The sequence below is a fragment of the Arthrobacter globiformis genome, assembly GCF_003261175.1.
Lineage (GTDB): Bacteria > Actinomycetota > Actinomycetes > Actinomycetales > Micrococcaceae > Arthrobacter > Arthrobacter globiformis_A.
This window is the reverse complement of sequence record NZ_QLNP01000074.1, coordinates 94626-115831: the sequence shown is the minus strand read 5'-3', so window position 1 is coordinate 115831 and position 21206 is coordinate 94626. Positions and strand designations below refer to the sequence as shown.

At 63.4% G+C, this 21206-nt stretch carries 17 protein-coding genes; 13 read left to right on the top strand and 4 right to left on the bottom strand.

Annotated features, from left to right (window positions below):
- Nucleotides 1-916: 916 nt before the first annotated feature.
- The 12 genes from DBZ45_RS10845 (at nucleotide 917) to DBZ45_RS10800 (ending at nucleotide 10750) form a co-directional block, all read left to right on the top strand.
- On the top strand, nucleotides 917-1537 hold the full coding sequence (locus tag DBZ45_RS10845; RefSeq protein WP_111903909.1) for a TasA family protein: 621 nt from the start codon (nucleotides 917-919) through the stop codon (nucleotides 1535-1537).
- 66 nt (nucleotides 1538-1603) lie between these two features.
- Entirely contained in the window at nucleotides 1604-2245 is a 642-nt protein-coding gene (locus DBZ45_RS10840) for a signal peptidase I (protein WP_111903908.1), read from the top strand.
- Complete coding sequence (locus tag DBZ45_RS10835) at nucleotides 2238-2627, top strand: Hpt domain-containing protein (RefSeq protein WP_111903907.1); 390 nt, start codon at nucleotides 2238-2240, stop codon at nucleotides 2625-2627. The genes DBZ45_RS10840 and DBZ45_RS10835 overlap by 8 nt, the downstream gene beginning before the upstream one ends.
- Nucleotides 2628-2729: 102 nt before the next feature.
- Nucleotides 2730-3176: a hypothetical protein gene (locus tag DBZ45_RS10830; protein WP_111903906.1), complete on the top strand. Its 447-nt coding sequence runs from the start codon at nucleotides 2730-2732 to the stop codon at nucleotides 3174-3176.
- Between the two features lie 178 nt (nucleotides 3177-3354).
- The gene (locus DBZ45_RS22675) at nucleotides 3355-3648 is read left to right on the top strand and encodes a hypothetical protein (RefSeq protein ID WP_146617497.1); all 294 of its coding nucleotides are present in this window, start codon (nucleotides 3355-3357) and stop codon (nucleotides 3646-3648) included.
- Nucleotides 3649-4044: 396 nt separating this feature from the next.
- A complete protein-coding gene (locus DBZ45_RS10825; RefSeq protein WP_111903905.1) occupies nucleotides 4045-4428 on the top strand; it encodes a hypothetical protein in 384 nt (127 codons plus the stop codon).
- Nucleotides 4429-4805: 377 nt separating this feature from the next.
- Nucleotides 4806-4964, top strand: coding sequence for a hypothetical protein (locus DBZ45_RS22955; RefSeq protein ID WP_190243089.1), 159 nt, complete (start codon nucleotides 4806-4808; stop codon nucleotides 4962-4964).
- A gap of 766 nt (nucleotides 4965-5730) precedes the next feature.
- Entirely contained in the window at nucleotides 5731-5901 is a 171-nt protein-coding gene (locus DBZ45_RS10820; protein WP_223257017.1) for a hypothetical protein, read from the top strand.
- 844 nt (nucleotides 5902-6745) lie between these two features.
- Nucleotides 6746-6967 (top strand): hypothetical protein, encoded by a 222-nt coding sequence (locus tag DBZ45_RS10815; RefSeq protein WP_223257016.1) that lies wholly within the window; start codon nucleotides 6746-6748, stop codon nucleotides 6965-6967.
- A 339-nt stretch (nucleotides 6968-7306) separates the two neighbouring features.
- Nucleotides 7307-8350, top strand: a complete 1044-nt coding sequence (locus DBZ45_RS10810; RefSeq protein ID WP_111903904.1) for a helix-turn-helix domain-containing protein — start codon at nucleotides 7307-7309, stop codon at nucleotides 8348-8350.
- A gap of 689 nt (nucleotides 8351-9039) precedes the next feature.
- Entirely contained in the window at nucleotides 9040-9711 is a 672-nt protein-coding gene (locus tag DBZ45_RS23825) for a helix-turn-helix transcriptional regulator (RefSeq protein WP_317616956.1), read from the top strand.
- 496 nt (nucleotides 9712-10207) lie between these two features.
- On the top strand, nucleotides 10208-10750 hold the full coding sequence (locus DBZ45_RS10800; RefSeq protein WP_111903903.1) for a hypothetical protein: 543 nt from the start codon (nucleotides 10208-10210) through the stop codon (nucleotides 10748-10750).
- Nucleotides 10751-10771: 21 nt separating this feature from the next.
- Here the strand turns inward: DBZ45_RS10800 and DBZ45_RS22945 are convergent, their stop codons facing one another.
- Genes DBZ45_RS22945 through DBZ45_RS10785 form a run of 3 tightly spaced genes read right to left on the bottom strand, consistent with a single transcriptional unit; the run spans nucleotide 10772 to nucleotide 19150 of the window.
- A complete protein-coding gene (locus DBZ45_RS22945) occupies nucleotides 10772-10948 on the bottom strand; it encodes a hypothetical protein (RefSeq protein ID WP_190243088.1) in 177 nt (58 codons plus the stop codon).
- A 43-nt stretch (nucleotides 10949-10991) separates the two neighbouring features.
- Entirely contained in the window at nucleotides 10992-15860 is a 4869-nt protein-coding gene (locus tag DBZ45_RS10790; RefSeq protein ID WP_111903901.1) for a hypothetical protein, read from the bottom strand.
- A 14-nt stretch (nucleotides 15861-15874) separates the two neighbouring features.
- On the bottom strand, nucleotides 15875-19150 hold the full coding sequence (locus tag DBZ45_RS10785) for a hypothetical protein (protein ID WP_146617496.1): 3276 nt from the start codon (nucleotides 19148-19150) through the stop codon (nucleotides 15875-15877).
- A gap of 658 nt (nucleotides 19151-19808) precedes the next feature.
- Here DBZ45_RS10785 and DBZ45_RS23645 point away from each other — a divergent pair.
- Nucleotides 19809-20324 carry a papain-like cysteine protease family protein gene (locus DBZ45_RS23645; protein ID WP_111903899.1) on the top strand — a complete coding sequence of 172 codons (516 nt, stop codon included), beginning with the start codon at nucleotides 19809-19811 and terminating at the stop codon, nucleotides 20322-20324.
- Nucleotides 20325-20567: 243 nt separating this feature from the next.
- Here the strand turns inward: DBZ45_RS23645 and DBZ45_RS10775 are convergent, their stop codons facing one another.
- Entirely contained in the window at nucleotides 20568-20882 is a 315-nt protein-coding gene (locus DBZ45_RS10775; protein ID WP_111903898.1) for a PDDEXK nuclease domain-containing protein, read from the bottom strand.
- Between the last annotated feature and the right edge of the window lie 324 nt (nucleotides 20883-21206).

Sequence of the window (21206 nt, the reverse complement as noted above, 5' to 3'; positions counted from 1 at the left end):
GAGCCGCGTCCAGGCCAGACCGTCGGCCCCTGCCACTCCCCCCGGTGCAGGGGCCGACGGCACCAACGCGCCGGGCCCCGACCGGAGGGTTTCCCAGCCCACATCGGCCCGGACCGGACACCCTCCCGCTAACCTCCCGTGGCCAGAGCAACCGAGGATCTACCATGGGACCTCTCCAATCCCCGTGGAGGCCCGCGCGTTCATCAACCGTGTTCGGGAACGTGTTGGGGAACCTCACCCTTTAATGTGGCGGTTGGTTGCAGTGCAAATGTTCAATCCAAGCGGTCCTGGTGTTTCGGAACCTGTGCGTATAGAAACCTCCGGCGACTCAAGATCCCGGCGCGGGTGGGGAACTTGCAACAGCGGGACGGCCACCTGCCTGATCCTGGCGACGTCGCTGCCGCGGCCTCGAAATGGGCTCAAGACCGCTGAGGACTCTGACTTGGCTGCCGGTGAGAGCAGAGCGGCCCACCCGGACTAGCGCCGTTAGCCGCGAAGCCTCCCGACGGGCGCACCTCCCATCAAGGCACCACGACTCCGGGACCAGACCGGAAAAGCCCTCAACCACGAAAAATGGCTCCGGCCGCTTTGGCGGACACCGGTGAAGGCCGCGGTCGTGGAGAAGGCAGGGTCACAAGAGGACAGCCTTGCGCAGCTCCATCGCGGTCCCCTTCCCGATGCTTGTGGCCCAGCAGCACGGTAGCTGCCTCCGCCCGGTCATCGACAAAACCGCAGGTCAACGCCCGTTTTGGGGCTAAGAAAGACCTGATCAACACTTGACTAAATCTTGAGCGAAAGCATCAAAGGATCTTGATTATGGCCCGGCATCGTTATTCCTGTCAGCCAGAGGGGCTGGAAAAAAACTTACGGCCCGCCCGCTGGGGGCGGGTTTCTCCCGCAAAGGACACGAATTCTCATGGGCATCAGCATGAAGACCACTTCCGGTAAGATCCTCGCTTCCGTCGCCCTGGTCGGCACCGCAGCCGCCGTGGCCGGCATGGGCACCTACGGTGCGTTCACCTCCACGACTTCCGCCAGCCAGGTCGCCACCGCCGGGACGGTCGTTATCGCCCTCGGTGCGCCCGGCGCCGCGAACACGCTCAACGTCCCTGTCACGGGCCTGCTGCCCGGGGACAAGGTCGAAAAGCTCGTCACCCTCTCCAACAGCGGCAACCAGGACCTGAACAACGTCACGCTGACCACCTCGGCCGGCGCCACGGGCTCGCTGCTCACCACGGATCTGACCAACGGCCTGCAGCTGACCATCGAGAACTGCTCCACGGCCTGGGCCGGGAGCGCGGCACCGTACACCTGCCCGACCGGGAGCACCAAGACGACCGTCCTGGCATCCACCCCGATCATCGGCGCCAACGCCAACAAGGTCCTGGCGAACCTGACGTCCCTGACCGCGGGAAAGACCGACAACCTCAAGGTCACCACGAGCTTCCCGTCCGCTGCCCCGAACACCTTCCAGGGCGCCAGCAGCACCATCTCCTTCGACTTCACCGGCACCCAGCGCACCGAAACCACCAAGTAACGCCCCGCCCGGGGTAACCCCCGGCCCCTGGAAACTGCGCCTTCGACCCAAGGAACATCGCCCCGCATGAGCAGCACACTGGAACTTGCCGGCACAGCCGTCCCGGACGCGGACGCCGTCCCGGCCCGGCCGGATACCGTCCGCGGCAAAACCAGGACGACAACGACCAGTCCTGCCCGCCGCGTTGCCCGCCATTGCGTCAAGGGCCTTACGACGGCGCTGATGATTCTGGCCGTGGGAGCGTTCCTGCTGCTCGCAATAGGACCCCGGGTCCTGGGATACCAGACCTCGACCATGCTCACCGGATCGATGTCCCCCCTGATCAACCCCGGCGACGTGGTCGTCACGGTCCCCGTCCCGGTCAAGGACGTGAAGGCAGGCGACATCATCACCTACCACATCCCGGTCGAGGACCACCGGGTCGAAACCCACAGGATCACCGAAATCACCACCACGGCCGATGGCCGCACGGCAGTGCAGACCAAGGGTGACGCCAACAACGGCGTCGACCCTTGGGTTGCCACCCTTCAGGATGCCACCGTGGACCGTCACGTGCTCACCATCCCGTTCGCGGGGACCGCGATCCGGGCTCTGCGGGACCCGGTCGTGATGAAAGTTCTGATGTACGGGGCACCTGGGGTCCTGGTCGTGGGCATGCTGGCCTCGATCTGGCGGAAAAACCCTGAACCCGGCACGGCCAATGCCTGAAACCCACGTCCACCCCGGCCTGGACATGAGCTGGGTCCGATCACTGACCGCAGAACTTGGTACCGCCGAGCCCGCGCTGCGTTTCCTGGCCGAATATCTGGAGATGTTGCCGGCAAGGATTGCAAGGATCCAGGCCACCATGGATGACCGTGATGCCGAGGCCTGCGAAGACGCCGTCCTAAGCCTGAGGGTGACCTCGTCCATGGCCGGGGCCGTGGACGTCGAGGCCGAATGCCTGGCCATCGAGTCCTCCATCCGGGAGGGGGACTTCCACTCCGCCCAAGAGGCCGCCGCTGGAATGCACGCGACCGTCCAGCAGCTCCGGGAAGCAGGACCCGGCCTGCTGGCCCACGCACGCACGGCACTGCCCGCTCCCGCATGATCTTGAGCGGATCTTGATCAGAAGCAGCACGGGCTGCTGAGCAACGGCATAGAGACTGGAAGCCAAGCGAAGGCAGCGACTAGGGACAGGAGGAGAAGCGGCGTGGCGTTCCCCAACGGCCTCTGGCGCGTCCTGACCACGCTCACGGTCCTGTCGCTGGCCATGTCCATGATCCCCACCGCGGCCATTGCCGCGTTCAGCAGCACCCGACAGGCCGCCGCCCAACACTCCGCCGCCACGATCACCGCCCCAGCCGCGGCCGGAACCACGGTCACGATGAGCTGCTACTACGGCATCCGGGCCACCGTCACGGTCGAGGCCTACAGCAAAGCACCGAACGCCAATTACCACGAGATCAAGCTCTACAACCGCAACAAGGCCCTGGAATTCACCGGGGACCTCAGTCAGGCTGAAGGCAGGACCTACACCTCGGGCCTGGAACTCATTGGGACCTGGACATATGAAATCCGCGGCTACTACAAGGTCCCGAACTCAACCAACACCTGGGCCGGAGCGGAACCCCTGAAAGGCACCCTGACCTGCTCATAACCTCCCTCCGGGACCCCGCGCTCCGGGCAACGGTCATCAAACAGCTTGTTCGTAACCGTACGCGCACCAAGCGAACCTGATCAGACCATGCTGCGCTGGGCCGTCATGGCAAAAGAAACGGCCTCGAAGGCGAGCGGAAAAGTTTTTCGACCAGAGAGTGTTATCGAAACCACCACTCGTGGGCGAGCTGTTGGATTCCATCGGCCCGTCCTTCGGATCTCCGCGGCGCACCTTGCTGGTGATCGCCGCCATCACGAACGGCCGCGTACGGATCCGCCCACCTTCAAACCACCCCACCACCGGCAAACGCCTGCTTTCACCCCGCGACGTTCTGGCCTTACGTCTCTGGCCGAGCAATTCACTTTCGGTACAGGAGGTCCCGAATGATGCCAGGAAAGACGTCGCAAGCTGTATGAAGCGCGCCACGGTAGTCCTGTTTGCGGCGGTTGGAGACGGCCATTTGCGTCCCTGACGGCATAGGCGTCTCACGGAAGGCTCAAGGCTGCAGTTGTGCCCTGGCCGGGCACAACGCGATCTGTCGAAGGCTGCCCCGAACGGGACGGACCGGCGACCTGAGTACACCCTCAGACCCGTCCCCGGGGCCGTCGCGGACCCCAACCGACCACGGAACCCCCGGCCAGGCGATAGTCGTCCCCAAACTCGGTGCCGGGCTCGACCCCCCAATGTGGCGGCCTCAGGACCCCTTGGCGGGGAGGAAGCCCTAAGTTTTTCCAAGCTGCGGCTGCCACAGTGGCAGCAGTCCCGGACCGAGGCCTGCCGGCACGGATCGGGACGGATGGCTTGGCCGGCAGCAACCCCTATAGCGCCGGGCCCGGCTACCCACCAACCACAAGGAGGGTGTCTCGGGATGATGCCAGATTCGGACCGGGATCTTCCCGTGCTGGACAACATCGTGCTGGACAGCATCGTGCTGCAGGAACTCAGCGATGATGCCGGGGAAGCTGCCGCGCAGGCGTTCATGGAGGAATACCTGCTGCTATTGCTGGCCAGGGCAGTCAGGATTTTCAAAGCGTTCGCCCGCGAAGACGCAGCGGAGAGCCTCGACGCCGTGCTCAGCCTGCGGGCCAGTTCGCAAATGGCTGGCGCGCTCCGGCTCGCATCCTACACGCACAGCCTTGAACCTGCGCTCAAGCGCGGGGAAATCCCCCAACTGGCGGCGGTCAAGGCAGAGCTGTCCGCCCACATCCGGTGGGGGGTCCTTGGCTCGCTCCGCCGGTCGGAGACGCCCTGACTCCGTTGCATCCGCCGAACCTTAAGGACATGCAACAGAAGCCCCCGCCAGCAGAGACAGCCCCCGCCGTCCAAGATCTTTCCCAGGCTGTGGCCGCGTTAGAGAGTTCCTCCTGCTGCGGGTCCTCCACCGCCCGGGTCGGTTTGGCCAGGCAGGCCTGCTCGCGGTTGCGGCCCAGATTCCGCCTCCGGATTTTGTGGCTTATGTCCGCTTCCGCCCGCATTGCTTCCAGGGCGGCTTGGCGATGAGAACCGGCATGCAAGTCGATCATCCAGGTGCAAGCGGTCCCAACGACCCGAATCTTGAGTTTGGAACCATATACTGTCGCCGTAACACGCCCATTGGCACATCAGGCTCACGACGACGGGGGACAGCGGATGAAAAAACTGGCCGCAGCACTTCTTATGACCGGCATTCTGGCCCTAGCAGGGTTCGCTGCTCCTGCCAACGCCGCACCAAAGGCGAAGGACACCACCACGTCCTCCACTTCAAAGACCGAAACCAACCACGCAACCGTCGGCTGGTGGCCCCACTAAATAACTCCAGCACGAGAGGAAAGGCGCCGCGGACCAACAGGTCCGAGGCGCCTTCAGTTGTGAAAAGCAACCCGTTCCAGCGAATTGGACCGCCGAATCGGCTCCAGCGATCACTTCCGCAGCCGTCACGGCCACTGAGCCCATCGGTCACTCTTCCGACCCTCCAGACATCTCCGACCCGTTCCGGTCAAGCAGCCAGCTGCCCTGGATTCTTGCCCGGCTCCGGGCACCGCGTCGTCCCACTCGGCCCAGGTCCTCACCGGAATCGAGTGTTTCAGCAGCGTTCCGGGCTTGGTGTGGGACCGGCGGCGAGGCTCCAGTCTCGCCCGGTCGGCCTTGAGGCGGCGCTCGATGGGCTCCGGTGAGATCGTCAGCAACTCGGCCGCGGTAGCGGCATCAATGCGGAGCTCCTTAAACCTCGCAGCCGCGGTACCGGGTCCGGCAGCGCTGCCGCGAGGAGCCGGCCACACGGCGTTCCCTGCAGCGGCCTGGGCAGCACAGGCTTCAATACCAGCGCCCGCTGGTAGGGTCGCGGTGCCATCCCGTCGTGCGCACAACTCATCGAGAATCTGCTTCTTCCCGGAGCGGTCCGCCCGGGCGTAGCGGGCGGCGATGACCTTCGGGACAGCCCTGCGTTCACTCATCGAAAGCTACATGGCTGACAATGCGGCGCGGCAAACATCACCCCGGCGGACACGCCGCCACTCGCCATCCATTTTCGAGTCAGTCAATGCGGGTTGTGGACTTTTAGGGCAGGCGGTGCCAGATGCTTAGGCTCGAGGCACCCTACCCACCGGGAGGAGACAGCAACGTAGTCGCCACCAATCACGTAGTGAGCAACGTGATCTCCCAGCATGTTGTCCTCGGCGGATCCGCTACCCGCTCCGAGGTGCTCGACAGCGGAGCGAGGTCGACGACACAGCCATCCGCTCCCTGACCATTCGGCATCCGAGGGATCGGGGCCTCGCCCGCAGTGACGGGTCCGCGGACTTCCTTGGTGCCCCTAGGCAGGTAGCCACCATAGCCGCCCGCGACACCAACATGTTCGGTCGGACGACACGGCTCCTCACCCGTGGAGCGGACGGTTTGGCACGATCAGTCCTAGAGCAACTGGGACGAACAGCGACCTCTGCAGCGCAATCACGGTAACCAAGTCCGGGGCCAACATGCGACCATCGACCTTCACGCGTGCTTGAGCAATAGGTAAGCATAGCGATAGGGCACACCCGAACCTGACAAATTGCGACCCGCGCTGAACCTTTGACGCGTCTGTGAGAAAGCTAGTTCTGCATTTTAGGCTGGTGCGAGGGCCTGAAGAGCCGGGCTGGCACGGCTCGCGCGTCCATCCCGCTATGAACTTCAGGGTTTTCGTTTCGGACGATCAGCCTCATGCTTTTCGTGCATGTCATGCACGAAATGTGCACGAGATGTTCCATCTACCGTCCAGGTCTGCACGAAATGGCCTCTGGGCCGTCTTCTCCGGACCTGGTCGGCCGTAGGATTTCCTGCGAGGGCTGATTTTCCGAGCCTTGGAGAGTCAGAAACGGGGAGTCACTGCGCGTAGCCGGGTCATTTCGAGTGCGGCCTAATGGGTGTTCTGAATTCACGTTCCACCTGCAACAACTGCTGGTTCTTGTCGGCCCTGTGCGGGTGGCACGGCCCGGCTGCGGAGAGCCAGCGAAGCTACGCAGAGTTGTTGGAACCTCACGTCGGCCTCCGGATCCAATTGAAAGAGCGGTATGTCCAGGATCCCAAGGCCCACAGAGAGAAGGAACGGCACAGTGATTACGACCACCGAAACCGGGCGTATTTATCGCGTCACGGGAGACACGCCCCGGTTGGTCGCCGATGACCTGAACGCGGCGGTCGAATTAGCCCAACAACACGCCCTGGGGGAGGGCAAACACGGTGTCCTCGTCACGCGGCATGGGCCCTCGTCCTTCACCGTGGCTGTCAGCGGCGATGTTCCCTATGGAATCACCGAGGAACGCGACCACTCCTGACACATCTCTCGACAGCACTGACCTCCTGATTGCAGAGGATAACGATGGTGCGGAAAGCCGACGAGGTCTGATTTGCCGTCTGGATCGCGGTACCCAGTCAGCCCGATCGTGGGCATGTGCTCGCAGGGAAGTCGAGACTGTGAACCCATGATTGCTGAATCTGAACCGATCCCGGAGGGGAGCAGCGTTCGCCTGCCAGTGATGGGCGAGACATGGGGGCGGCGCCTCCCCATGGTGGGCACCTAAGCTAGGTTCCATATAACGCACAATGACACTTTCTGTTGCAGTGATGCGCCACATTGAATCGCGGTTTTCATACAGCCGGAAGGTCCCGACCCCATGCAAGACCCGCCGCACGCCAGCGTGGACGCCGGCGCCCCGGAGGCGTCACTTGACCGGATCCGACGCTACAGTGTTCCCGCCGGGCTGAACCCCGAGGAAAAATTCGAACACTGGCGCACCTGGTACGGCAGCGCCATCGCCACTCCCGTACGGTTGGAAAAAACCGAAAAGCTAATACGCCCCGGTTTCAATCCAACCGCCCTAAGCCTGGACGGTCCCGGGTTCAGCCTGGTTGATGTCACCAACGAACCGGCCACTTGCTACTGGAAGGGGGATACGTCCTCCGGGCACTGGCTGGTGCATTTCAGGAGTTCGTGCGCCAGATTCAGCTTCTCGGGACGCTCCGAAGAAGTTTCTCCTGGCACAGTCAGATTTCTCGATCTTTCCTCCCCCGGCAACTTCCACGCGCCAACCGGCCTAAGCGCTGTGCGGATCCAACTCGACCGGTCATTGCTGGGTTTAAACGACAAGTCCGTGAAACGGTTGGAGGGATTGGGCGACATCAGCGAGCATTCTCTGGTGCGCGGGTTGATTCTTCCTGTCTTGTCCGGCTGGCAGCGGACGGGCATGGACCAAGAGATGCACCGTCTCCAGCCGGTCGTCCGCTCCATGATGACGGCCCTGGCCAGCTCGCTGCTCGAAGCCCCCGCCGAGGACGGCGACCTGCAACCGGCCCGTATCGCGGCGGTCAAGAAGTTCATACGCAAGAACTTCCGGAACCAGGCCCTTGATGTGGACGAGGTGGTGACCTACTCGTTCCTTTCACGCCGTGCCCTTTACTACCTCTTCCAAGACGAAGAGTTTCAAGTCAGCGGATACATCCGCGCGCTGAGGACCCTGGAGGCCCTCGAGCTCCTCACCGACTCAGGCGGCTGGAAACGGTCCCCGGCAGACATAGCGGACGCCAGCGGGTTCACAAGCCTGCGAGCCATGCGGCGTGCTGTCAGGGACGCAACCGGCTCCTCCCTGAGGGACGTGCAGGAGAACCCGGAAGTACCGCGCATTCGGGCCGCTGAACTAAGAAAACGCATAGGGATCTAGAACGGACGCGTAATAGCCGGCACGGCAAAATGTCCACCGCCCGGGTGCTCTGCTAAGCGCTGTCTTCCGTCCCTTTGTGTCCCGCGCCTGGCACGAACGCCCGGCGGCCACTCATTCAGAGGTCCCTCCACCCTGCCCGGTTCTTCGAATCGCCAGGGCGCTGCCGACGGAGCGCCCTTCTGAGTGGCTTACTGCGTCTTCCGGGGGAATTGCTCGACCTGGTCCCGTGCCTTGGATCGCGCGTTGCATTTGACCGGGCGGGGCCCATTCACGCATCCCTTCTAAATTGGGTGACGGGGGAACCTGCCTGGGCCGAGTGTTGGCTGAGCGGTCGTCTCTGTGCACGGAATGGCTCACAGGTCGTCAAAGACTGCACGAAAGGACACCCGTCACCGGTAGGTCACCCTTAGGATTTTCTGTGAAACAAATCTTTGGAGTCACGAAGCTAGAGACCGAAAGAGTACCTGCAGTTACTTCCGGCTTCATCGGGGATCCGGATGATGAGTCGGGATTTGCGGGCTTTGCCTAAAGCCACTGCCTGTTCCCATCGGGCCAATCTGCGGGGAGCACGGCCTCGGATAAGGAGATGCATCCATGACCTCGCCGACACAGCTACTGGATTCCGCCAGCTGGTGACCGGTCCCCTAATGGGTCTTGGCAACGCCTCGCGGGAGTCCAGGAGAGACGAAATGAGAGCACTGAACCCCGGGGAGGCTCGGCAGGCCTCTGCCCGAAGTCTCCACTCCCCCATCTCGGACTATAAAGTGGTCGTCCTCGGCGTGATGTACCCGAACGTCTTCTCACGTCAGCCCTCCAATCCCGCCATCGAGGAAGCAACCTGCCTCCTTCATGACCCAACCTTCGTTAGGCAGCACACAGCCGTCATCTTTTATCACCCGTTCTCCCCGGACGGAAGCGAAAAGCTAAAACAATATCGCCCGTCAGGAGGAAATGGGAGGGACGAACAGGAACAGAGGTGCCGAAAGGCAGCAAAGGGCAGGCAAGGAAATCGCAGGGAAGCCATACAAGCTGTCGTGAGCGACCTGGCCCGTCTTTCGGCGAGAATCCAGGAACCTAAGCCGGGGGTGGATGTGCAGAACAAACTCCGCGATCTCCGCATCGCAACCGGAATGTCGCAAGGGGAATTCGCCGCCGCCCTTGAGGTCTCGCGACAAACGATCCAAAACATAGAGGTTGGCCGCTACCTCCCCTCACTTCCCTTGGCCATCGCCATAGCTCGCTACTTCCGGCGCCCAGTGGAGGAAATATTTATTCCCTGCGGGGTCCCAGCAGACGCAAGCCCGGCGCGGAAAGAGACAGGTCGTTTCGGGTCCCAGGCTGGCAGTGGCAGCGCCGGATGACGCGTGCGAAGGGGATGCCAATATTGTGCATGGCATTGGACGGGCGGCCCACACCTGGATGATTTATGTGCTCTCACTAAGCGCCTGGCCCCCAACGGCCTGCGCGTGGAGTTCATCAATGAGCAGTTAAATCTTCCCCGGTGGGGACTCCTCCCATGCTGGCATTTAGATTCTTGCCTTGAATTAGCGGCCAGGGTTGTCATCCTCGAACATTAGGATCTACACAGTTCTCTTCTTGCCCTTAGCCCAATTCACCAGTCGCAAAGCCAGCCCAGGCTTCCGTGAAAATAGGGCACACCCCAACCTGACGTCAGGCGGGCCCAGGAAAACCCGTCAGGCTAGGGTCCAAAGATTCTTTCTCTGACGGCGGCCCGTGAAACTCTTAGATCCCAGCCTGACAGATTGAGGCGTCATCGTCCCCCCGGGCAAGGCTCTCCCCGCCGCCTTGGGGCCAAGGCTGACTTGCCTCCGAATCAACGGACCGTAGACTCGGCACATGTCTGAACTTGGGGGAACGAAGACAGCGGGGTGGGCTGCACTGATTGTGGGTCTGTTGCTGGGCGCCGGCCTGAGCGCCTGCACCTATGAGGATGACGCCGATTCGCCGCCGACAGTGGCCGGATCCAGTCGGCGGCCGGCACCTTCGCTCCCTACGAAAGACCCTGAAGTGCTGGCCGCGGAAACAAGCAACTTCGCCGAACTGAAGAAGCGACTCGCCGCAGCACCCGGCTCTGTGCTTCTCGACGATTCCGGACCGGCTGACGGGCCGGGGGTCGGCTTCCAAAAATCGGCGACGGTGAAGACTTCCGGCGCCCACGCTGTCACAGCTTCCTGCGTGGGAACGGACGGCGTGCAGATACACATCGGCCAAGATCCAGGAACCGGGTCCGAGCCAATTTCACTAGTCTTCGATTGCTCGGAGACCGTGTCCCAGGTCGTGGACCTGCAGGCCGGATACGTCTGGGTCAGCCTGACGCGGAATGACCCAACAGGTCCCCGGACAGGTGCAGTGGCGGGAGTGAGAATCACGTCCGGATAGGACGCGGACAAGGGGGGCGTGTCAGGTATCCAGGTCGAAGTCCAGGTCGAGGTTTTCGACGTTGCCGAGTTCCCGCCATGTGGAGCCAATCTTGGCGGCGCCGAGGGTTGCGGCGATCGGCATCTGCTGCAGAAGTTCATCCATGGCCGGACAGTACCAGCAGACGCTGAAGGGGTGCTCAGTCGGTTCAGCGGTCATCCGGCCATCGTATTTGCCCAACAGGACCGCGGTGGGCAGGGCTTCACAGAGATACCACGTCGGCGTAGACGAGTCTCGGGACGCGGGCGAATTCATCGCCGGAGTAGGTGGGATCGCTGTTGAGGAGCTCATGCTCCTCGATCAGCAGTCGCCATGATAGCTCCTCGCCGCCGGGGCGGCGCAGTGTCGGGTAACCGGCTGCGTCCCCTGCTGGCGTTCCGGAGGCCTCGGGCAGCGGAACGGAGCCTGTCCAGGTTGCCCGGTAGCCTCCTGTTTCCTCCAGGTAGCCCGCGACAAGTGTCGTTGACGACAGGCTTTGCCATTCAAGGTCGGTGGCGTCTGCCGGCCGGGTTTGGATTGTTGCGCGAACTGTTCTGCTCTGATGCAGTCGGGCGGCTCTCGTGGCGGCCGCTCCCGTTGGGCTGTCGGCGCTTAGCTGCTCGCCGGTGAGGGAGGGCTCGGATTCCGGATCCCATCGCAGCCAGTTAACCACCCCGGTCAACGTGACTTGGACGTGGGCGCGGTCTGGTCGGCTTACCGTGAGTGTACGGGTTGGCAGTGGCTGTACCCAGTTTGTCAGTGCCACGGGTGAGAGTGAGCAGCCCTCAATTGAGTGCGGCTGGTAGCGGGCGACGGCGAGTCGAACGAATGGCCAAAGGGCCGGGGTCTCTTGCAGGGCGACGTCAACGAACCAGCGTCCGGATGCCTGGTCGTATTCCGGCTGGTACCCGAGCACTCGCACCGATGGGTGTCCTCGGACGTCACGCAGCGGGACCGCGTCGGCGACGGTGGCCGGACTGCCGGGGGCGTCCGGCCAGCCGCGGTCGCGTCCGCCGTAGATCTCCCCGCCCAGGGGCGGGGAGATCCCGGCGCTTTGCGCTGCGCTGCTTTCAACGACGTCGAGAACCAGCTGGTCGAAGGTGAGTAGCGGTGGGACGGTAGGGGTTGAGGTTGTGCCTCCGTGTTGAATGATCGGATCGGCGGCCCAGAGGCTGGTGGCCCCATCGGGGGCTTGCTGCCCTTTGAGCTGACGTTTCCATGAGCCGTCTCCGTCTTGCACCCATTCGTACGGGTCGAAGAGAAGCACGCCGAGCAGCTCACCGTCGCCGGAGGAGAACCAGGGACGCGCCAACCAGATCCGGACGCCGGATCGCCGGACCTTTTGCCAGGCAAATGGCTGGTCCGGGTCGGGCTGTTCCTGCCAGCGCAGCAGTGGCACGGTATCGAGCACCACGGGCGCGGCTGGGCGGGCTGAGGACGGGATGTCCAGCAGTACCTGTTCGCCTGCGGCGGCCTCCTCTGCTATCTGGGACGGTTCGAAGAACTCGGTGAATCTGGACGTGCCGCCTGGCGTGTAGGCCACGCGACGGTAATGCGTGTCCTCGAATGTTTGCAGCATTCGGTGGAACCCGAGATTTTCCAGTGACTGGTAGAGCGGGCCTTCCGGGAGGAAGTCGTACAGGAAGAGCACCCCGGTCCGCTCGCGCTCTCCGACGGGCGAGTGGACGACGACGTCCGATTTGCTCACTTCCTGTGGCCCGTCTGCGGCGACGTCGTCGATCTGTTCTGTCCAGCTGGCCCGGATGATGAGCGTGTCCGTGCTGGGGCCGTGGATATCGACCAGTCCGCTGAAAGCAGCGACCGCCCGTCCCGGGGGACGCAGGAAAAGATTCAGGTCGGACAGCACCGGCGGCCGTGCCGGGGCGGGCAGGGCGTGTACGAGGCGGACATCGATCGAGGGTGTCAGCCACCATGTCCATCCGGACGCTGCGGCGCGGGTGAGAGCGACGGAGGCGACGAGTTCATCGGGGGTGTAACCGTCGGAAGGGTCGACGACGCTGGCCAGGTGTGAACGCCACAGGCCGAACTTGTCCAGTTCGGCTTCCTTGAGGGTGCTGGAGACAGCGAGACGCACTTGCTCACCGGGTGGCACTGTCACCCGGATCTCGTGTCCACTGACCCGCGCGTCGAGGGTCTCCCCTGCTTCCAGGACGAACCGCAACGGCTGCAGGGACGGCCACTGTCCCGGGTACGGCACGGTGACGGCCTGGAGTGCCCGCGGCTGAGGGAGCAGGTGCGGCGCCCCGGCCTCGTAGAACACGAGCGAAACACCGGTGGCGTAGGGGTCTGGCAGGTATGGCAGGCGGAGCGCGTCGGTGTCGTGCACGACGTACTGCCCTTCGCCGATTGGCCGGCCCCGGTCGGCGGTGATGTCCGCCAGCGTCGCACGGTGCGGCGACGCTGTGTCGGCGCCGGGACGGTCCACCAGGGCGATGCCGGGCTGTTCCTCGACCGTGCGCGGATCGTTGAGGCTCGGCACGTATTGGTCCAGCAGTGTGCCGCGTTCGGCCAGCGCGACCGCGTACAGGCGCCGGATTTCAGCGGTGTTGCCGGTGCCAATGGCGGCGTCAAAGCGACCGGCGGCTTCAGCTTCCAGCTGTGTCGCCTTGGGCGGTGCGAGGTGCCGTTCGGCAGTGGACGCGGTGCCGGGGCCGGGTGAGCCGGGGCTGCCGCTGCGCACGACGAGGTGCGCTACCTGCTCACCTGTGCCGAGCTTGTGGCGTGGGACAACTGCCGGTGCCGGGACCGGCTCCCACCGAAGATACGGCCGTGGCGTGGTGACGGTAAAGCGGGTTGGCCGTCGCAGCTCCTCGGGAAGCAGGAGGTCATCGTTGCGGGCGAGCTTGGCCAAGACTGCGGCGTCGACCCGAAGCTGCGGGCGGATCCGTGGAATGTCACGTGACTCTGCGAGGATGCGGGAGGCGATCATGGCCTCGTCGAACTGGTGTTGGGCGGCGGACACGGCCGGCTCCTCGCCGATGGCCCGGGTGATGAGGCCTTGAAGCGTCGCGTCGATCCCTGCGTCACCGGACAGCAGTTCATCAGCCAGAGGGAATACGCCAGCACGCCGGTGGCTGCGCAAATATTCGATGACTGCGTGACGGCCAGCTGCTGCCAGGCTCGCCCTGTCGCGCGCCGCGTACCTTTCCCGCAGCCAGTCCAGATGGGTGTGGGCTGCCTGGAGCGCAGCCTCGTCGGGTTCCGCGGGCTGGGGCCGGTCCTCTGGCGGGATTTGGGGAACGGAGTTCCCCGCAAGGTCGACGGCGAGGACCCGGAAGCTGTAGGAGGTCCCGTACCGCAGTCGCGGCAGTGATTTGGGTTCCACCCGGGTGGTGATGTGGGCACCGTCGAGTGGCTGATCACCCGGGGCGTCGACGACCGTCTCGGTGGTCCCGTCCGGCCCTGGGGGCTCAACGTGGACGATGGTCAGCCCGGGCCGCGGCGCCGACAGGCTCCAGCCGTCCCAGCCGGCAACGACTTCGTGCAGGTAGTACCCATTGGTTGTGTCCCCGGGTGCACGGTTGAGGGCGGAGAGCTGGAGGAAACCGACGTCGGGCGCATCATGAAGGATGCTGAGTCCGCCGGGTTCGCCTGTGACGGTGACTCGGCGCTGGTGCAGGCTGTGCCAGTCCTGGGTGACGTCGTCCCACACCTCAACCCTGATGCCGCGTACCAGGTCATCCAACACCAATTCGCGGGTGCTGTCATCGGCCAGCTGCTCGGCTGCCTGTACGCGTTCGCGTACCTGTCCGGCCCGATCACGTCGGGCCAGAGCGAAGCCTGTGGCACGCAGGGTCCCGGGAGCCGATGTGGCGGGGTCCCCGTTTGCTTCGCTGGCATATTGGCGTGCGAGGTTTCGTGCGTGCTGGTCCAGTTTGAGGCCCGAGGCGTCGGGGTCGGTGTCGAGCACGACCCATTCTTCGTCACCGAGCGGGAGCGCTCCGCCGACCCATGCTTCGCTGGATTGGGCAGCGAACACCGCCCCGTCCACGACGACTGACGTGCGGCGTGGCGGGAGCACTTCGAGGTCAACACCCTGTGAGGCGACGGTCACGCTCACCCATGTGGCACCGCTCAGGGTGGTCCTGGCGGCCGCGGCGTCGATGCCGTCGAGCACGACGTCGACGGCAAGGCCGAGCCGGCGCAGCAGCGCGGGCGTGGAGCCGAATGATGCGACTTTGGTGTGGAAGTCGCGCTCGGGGATCGCCGGACGCGGGGTTGGGGGCGCGTCGGGGTCGGGCAGGGGGCTTGGTTCCTGTTGCGGTTGTTCGGGGCGTTCGTAGTATCGCCGCATTGAATGTGCGTCGACGATCATCCGCAGCTGCGGGTCATGTGCGAGGTCCTGGCCGCTGAGCTCATCCAGCTGTGTGGTGACACGCAGGTCGGCGTCGGGGTCGTCCAGCAGTGTTTGGACGGGTGAAGGTTGGTCCTCGATTGTTGACTGGTAGGGAGGCGGTGGTGGCAGCTCGCCTCCGTGCCACTGCCGCGGATCGGTTTCGTCGGGCTCAGTCAGTGGGCCGATGGTTGTCAGTGCATCCCTGAGTCGCTGCCCAGGGACTTGGAAACGGCGGCGGGCCCGTGCCGGGGCATCGTCAAGCAGCCGGCGCAGCGGGCCGTCCTGGTCCAGGTTTGCGAGGGTTTCCAGCAGCCGGTGGGCTACGGGGTCGGCGGACACGGCGGGCCGGAGCGTCGGCGCGGCGGTGATCGCTGCCAGGTGCAGGTCGACGGCGTGATCACTCATGCGGCTTGCCGGGTTGGTTCGCCAGGTCTCGCCGGACAGCGATGGGGCTGGGAAGGGGGCGACCGGGGTTCCTGGCGGCAGTAGGGCGGACCAGGAGGGGCCGTCGGGGGCCGATACGATCCGCAGCGGCAAAGAGAGGTTGGGCTCGAGTGAGGTCGTTAGGGACAGGGTGCAGGCGCCGAGGGTGCTGACCCAGTTGGTTGCTGCGGGGAAGTCAGAAAGATTTGTGCCGGCTCCTGTGAGTTTGTGGGTGAAGAAGATGGTCAGTTGGAACGGGGCATTATCAGCCAGTGAGTGGGGCAGTGCTGTCGCCAGGACGGTGGTGGGCATGGTGCTCTCCTACGTTATGCCGGTGCGAACGCGTCGCAGTATCGTGCCCAGTCGGGGTTCATGCCGTCCTGGTCAGGCGGCATGATTTGGTACATGGTGGGGTCACCGTTGGATCCGGCGAGTTTGCGTTCGACTGAGATCTCCACGGAGGCTGAGAAAAATAGCACCTCGACTTCCACGACCAGCGAGGCGCGGCCAATGAGCTTGCCGGTCTCGAAATGGTAGGTGAGTGAGAGTTCTAACGTGATGGACGCGCTGATCAGGCCAAGCACGTCGACCTCGCCCCGAATGCGGAAGTACGCAGCGAGCAGGCCTTTGTCCGCCTCGAGCCGCAGGTAGACACCAACGGCGATGGAAACCGATCCCGAGGCGACCCCGAGGTCAACGGAGAGGCACGCACACGCTTCCAGTCCCAGTTCCAGCAATACCAGGCCCTTGGGCGAGGCGCGCAGTCCCAGCCATCCGCCGCCGCCGATGCACATCACCGTGAGCCGGAAGGGCGCATCCTTGGAACAGAAGTGGAACCCTATCGTCAGTGCGTCTCCGAGGAACGGGACTCGGGCGTCGGCCCCCAGGGAGATGTTTTCCAGGCTGAACATCCCGACGGACACGTTGGGAAGTGCGAGATCGAAGCCGGCGGTCACGCCGGCAGGTGCGACGTCGACATAGGGCGGGTCGGAGAAACCGTCGAAGGGGATGAGTTCGCGGAGGCGGTCGACGAACGAGAGCGGACCGAGAAATCCGATGCCGCCGAACACTACGTCCACCTCTGATTTTCCGTCCGACCCGGCGTGGAATCCGATGCGCCGGAACATCAGTCTCATCAGGCCTGCGGAGCCATCTCCGATGAGGTTGAGGTCGAAGTCTACGATCTCAGCGAGAACATCCACGGCCGGAGGGGCAGTCGCCGATGCCCGGACCTCAACGTCGATGTGCAGGGCATGCTCGTCCTTGGGCTTGAAGATGTTGGGCACTCCGGGCAGTCCCCAAGGCTGGATCGCCGGTTTCCAGTGCAGCCGGGCTGTGATCTGCCCTCCGGCCGCGCCCTGAAGCATCTGGGCCAGACCGGCGGCGTCGTCGGCAATGTCGGCGAGCGTCTTCAGCGTCCGTGCCGGCTTCTCCAGCGCCGAGCGCACGGCGGCAGGAAGGCCGGGCACGCCGATGGCGGCCAGAAGCGGCTGCAGGTCAGCGGCAACCGTGGCTGCGGCCGAACTTACCGTCTCCGGGTTGGCGGGGAGCCCCCGAATGGCCGCGACGAGCGCATCGAGGTGGGCCTTCAGTACCTCGGCCTGAGCGTCGACCAGGTCCTTGGCGTGGTGTGCGATGGCCTGCGCACCGCTGTGGGCTGCCTCCGCAACCTCGTGGCTGAGGCGTTCCTGTGCCTCGTCGAGCGCTGTCTTCAAGCGCGTGGCTTCCGTCAGCATTTTGCTCACGGCATCGAGCGCGTCCGAGACGAACGCCGGGGCCTCGTCGAACCCGGCTACCTTGAGGAGCTCCATCAAGCTGAACAGTCCGAACAGCTTGGGCATCGCACCGGAGAGGAATGATGCGGGATCAAACGTTCCGGCTTCGAACGGCGACGGATTGTTGCCATTTTCGCCGATAGCCCCAAGTGCACGGGAGATGCCTTGGACGGAGACGTTGGGTGCGACGAACCCGCCCGCCTTGTCCGAGCCATTACTGAAGTCCACAGCCGCGGGTGGGCTTTTGAGGGCGAGGATGAGTTCCCCTGCGTTGGGCGTGCCGGGGACGGGTTTTGCATCGAGGCCCCGGGGAGGCAACCCGTGAGCGAGATAGGGCTTCGCGAATACAAGGTCAACGGCCGGTGCCTGTGGGGCCAGGTGACGCATCGACGGAACAACCGCCCGCGTTTCGGTGAGGTAGGGCCTGCTGGTGACGTTTTCGACGTCGATCTCCCCGTCGAAGACCAAGTGAGTAACCTCGACCGAGGTATCTCCGTCTTTGACGGGTTTCGCGACTGCCAGGTTCTGCCCGCGCCCCTGAATCTGCCGCACCGAGAAGTAACGCGCCGATGCTTTGTCCGGTTCGTACAGGATGACCTGAGGCCCGTCCTTGCCGGCCTGTACGAACACCAGGGGCGCCGGCCACGACTTTACCGTCCCGGCACGATCGACCGTGGTGAGCGTGAAGGCAAACGGGACGCCGTTACGGGTAGGCACAAACGGTTCGTAGCCCTCCGGTGGCGGGTCGATGTCGGGCGTGACGAGGGGGCTGATGGTGACATGCGTGAACGGGTTGTCGCGGTCCTCCTCGGGGTAGGCCCTGTCGGGCTGGCGGATGAGGATGAACCAGCGCTGCCACAGGTAGGCGACGGGAACATCACGGTGCTTGACCTCACGCTCGGTGACTTTGACGAGAAAGCACCGGTGACCGAAGGGGAACAGGAACCCTGGGTACACTACGCGGACGTAAGCGTCACGGCCCATGTACGCCTGATGCCGGTAGTCGACAATGTCAGCCGGGAACTCCCAGGACTGTCTCCAGTCGAACCATGCGCCCAGGCTGGACAACGACAAATGACTGACCAGCAGCGGACTTCCGGCGTTGCCGGGCTCCCCGCCATGGGTTTGGGCAACGAGGGCATTACGGTCGTACGTGGACAGCGGCTGGTCGAAACCCGGTGGGGGCACATCGTTGTCGCGGTTCCACAGTGCACGGACGATCCGCTGGTCGGGATTGCCATCATCGAATGTCCCATCCTCCAGCCGGACAGTCAGGTGGGTCCGCCAGATCTCAGTACGTTCAGGTGGGCCTTGGGGCGCGGCGGAGTGACGGAAAGCACCCCGCGTGCTTGGTGAGACGATGAGGTGGTAGGGGGCCTCAATGGCGGTTTCCAGGTCCGTCGCGTTCTGGACGCCCCCCTGCTGGGATTCCCCGGCCGGCGTCGCATTCGGCGAGACCCGCAGGGCCAGCCCTTGGAGCGCCCGCAAGAGATGCTCAAGCGTGTAGGGGATGCGCAGGCCCTCAGGGATCGCATAGACAAGCCTTGTCGGACCCGCGGCTATGTGGCCCGAGGGCCGGTCAGGCTTGGCTGGAGGGGCGGGCGGCGATCCTGCCTGCCATACTTCCTCGCCCAGATGCTGCGGCGGGAAGTGCAGGACCAGGACAGCATCCGGTCCGGCGACCAGTTCGCTGCCGCCCTCAGCCCCGGCCGGTTCGATGGTGCAGCCCCAGGCCTCCAAACGAAGGTCAACGAGGTCCTGTGTTCGCAGAAGACGGGCATCCACCCTTGGCTGCTCGTCTCGCGGGATGTCATCGGGCTGGCCCATTCGCCACCGTCCCTGATCGTGGAACCCGGGGGAAGGTTCCTTGCCCTTTAGAAAACCCAGATCATGTGAGAGCGCAATTGCAACCGGTGTCAGGCAAATTGCTGACACGTCACTTCGGAAAGAATGCGCCGGCTACAGGTTTATGAAGTTACTATCGCGGGTAAATTCAAAGCTCTCGACTCGGACCTGGGTGGTTTGGATGTGCCTCAATTCAGTTCGCCCTGCTTTTGTTGCCGAATGCAGGTTTGCGTTCGGATATCAGCATGTGCGCATGTCGCAGTTGCTTGCTAAGAACGCGGCGGGCGTCAAACAACATCGAGGTACTCGAGGCACATAACGTATGGAGATTATGGCCCGGCCCGACGGGAAAGTGAAGAGTGTTTATGGGACTGAAATATACTCGCAGGTAGCTGCGAAAGCGCCGTGGAACATGCCGGCTGGCCGGTATGTCTTCTTGGCCACTTCAGCAACAGAACGTTCCTGCTTGTCCGGGCTGCGGGTGATGGCTCGACGGATGCGTCCCGCAGCGATCCATCCCTCTTGACTCGTTTGGTCATCAGCACGGCACGGTAGCCAATTGAATGCGGGTATTGTCAGTGGGGTTGGGGGGGGAGTATGGTGCGAAGGCATTATTGCTTGTTCTAAGGCAGTGATTATTATGCCCCAAAGCAGTTACGACGTTCCTGTGGTTGAGCAGGGGGCCGAGAACCCGATTTGTTGGGTCGCATCAATGGCGATGGTCGAATCCTATTGGACCCAAAGCAGTGTCGGCGTAGGGAAGTATACGGGCGGTTTCGACCCGTCGATGTCCTGTATCGATAACATGGCCACGGATGTCGTGGACTTTCAGAATAGAATGGCATCTTTCGGATTCTACCCCGCGTATCCGGATGAGCCGTTGAGCCTGAACTCACTTTATGAGGCCTCGGACCGGTTGGGGCCCCTGATCTATTTTCACTATGTGAATGGTTTTCCATATCTCAGCGGTCCCGGCACTGGCGGAGGAGCCCATGCGATCGTGATAACCGGGACTGACACAGACCAAGGCGGCTTCTGGTTCAACAACCCCTGGGGTGACAAAGATACTTGGGCGGACGCGACCAGCGGTTTGGCACCGGCCGCTGATCCAAATTCAAGGTCATACTCCCTGTACTTCGGAAACTTCCCCGTCTAGCTCCACAGCCCCGTCAATTGAAGCAGCAGGCAAAGCCGTATGGAGTAAGTCGACGGGTGCATCCGTGGCCATGGGCAACGCCGAGTTTCATTAGTGCAGAGGGGCCACAGTTCGCATCAACTTCCTTCACGTCGTGCTACCGGCGATGCCTGGCGCCGAACTTCAGCCGTGGCCTCGCCTGTGAGTTGAAGTGAGTCCTGTGAGTTTGTCGTGGGCGGATGCGGGGCGCGTTCGCTGGCCGGCTTATTCTTCCAGGGAACCGGCCCAATCCAAGGCTGCCGTCAGGTGGCTTTCGTCCGGGAGAGCCTGTTGTTCTTCGGCCGGGAGTTTGTCGTAGGTGTAGGCCGCGACAGCCATTGGCGATGTCGAGCGTCCGAGGCTGTATCTGACGCTGCGGTCGTTCTTGGTTCCGCAGATGAGAATCCCAATCGTTTCGTTGTGATGGTCACGGCGGAGCACGTCGTCAACGAGGGCGACATAGAAATTCAGTTTGCCGGCGTATTCCGGCTGGAACTTGCCGGTCTTCAGCTCGATGACCACATAGCGGGTTAACCGCACTAGACGTACGAGGTTGCGAGACAGCCTGGAGCGTAACGCCCGACACCCCTCGTATAAGGAGGAGCTGACGACGTGAACGCTGCTGACCGAACCTGGCAGCAGACGAAGTCGCAGCGCTATGGACGGAACGCCCGAGCCGGTTCGTTACGGTTCTCACAGGGTGGATACTTACTCCACCTGTCGGCGGGAGCTCTTTCGAGGCTGCATTGCCGCTGCGCTCGGAGCATGGCTGAATTGCAAGCCAGAATGGTCGTTAAATGAAATAATCCGAACCGGCGACACAGATTATTTGACCGAATTTTGATATTTCCTGAAGTTTTGGTG

Coding starts and splice junctions, on each gene's coding strand:
- DBZ45_RS22945 (WP_190243088.1), bottom strand. CDS start 10,948: ATGACCGCTGAACCGACTGAGCACCCCTTCAGCGTCTGCTGGTACTGT.
- DBZ45_RS22955 (WP_190243089.1), top strand. CDS start 4,806: ATGAAAAAACTGGCCGCAGCACTTCTTATGACCGGCATTCTGGCCCTA.
- DBZ45_RS10835 (WP_111903907.1), top strand. CDS start 2,238: ATGCCTGAAACCCACGTCCACCCCGGCCTGGACATGAGCTGGGTCCGA.
- DBZ45_RS10810 (WP_111903904.1), top strand. CDS start 7,307: ATGCAAGACCCGCCGCACGCCAGCGTGGACGCCGGCGCCCCGGAGGCG.
- DBZ45_RS23825 (WP_317616956.1), top strand. CDS start 9,040: ATGAGAGCACTGAACCCCGGGGAGGCTCGGCAGGCCTCTGCCCGAAGT.
- DBZ45_RS10800 (WP_111903903.1), top strand. CDS start 10,208: ATGTCTGAACTTGGGGGAACGAAGACAGCGGGGTGGGCTGCACTGATT.
- DBZ45_RS10845 (WP_111903909.1), top strand. CDS start 917: ATGGGCATCAGCATGAAGACCACTTCCGGTAAGATCCTCGCTTCCGTC.
- DBZ45_RS10840 (WP_111903908.1), top strand. CDS start 1,604: ATGAGCAGCACACTGGAACTTGCCGGCACAGCCGTCCCGGACGCGGAC.
- DBZ45_RS10790 (WP_111903901.1), bottom strand. CDS start 15,860: ATGCCCACCACCGTCCTGGCGACAGCACTGCCCCACTCACTGGCTGAT.
- DBZ45_RS10785 (WP_146617496.1), bottom strand. CDS start 19,150: ATGGGCCAGCCCGATGACATCCCGCGAGACGAGCAGCCAAGGGTGGAT.
- DBZ45_RS23645 (WP_111903899.1), top strand. CDS start 19,809: ATGCCCCAAAGCAGTTACGACGTTCCTGTGGTTGAGCAGGGGGCCGAG.
- DBZ45_RS10825 (WP_111903905.1), top strand. CDS start 4,045: ATGATGCCAGATTCGGACCGGGATCTTCCCGTGCTGGACAACATCGTG.
- DBZ45_RS10820 (WP_223257017.1), top strand. CDS start 5,731: ATGCTTAGGCTCGAGGCACCCTACCCACCGGGAGGAGACAGCAACGTA.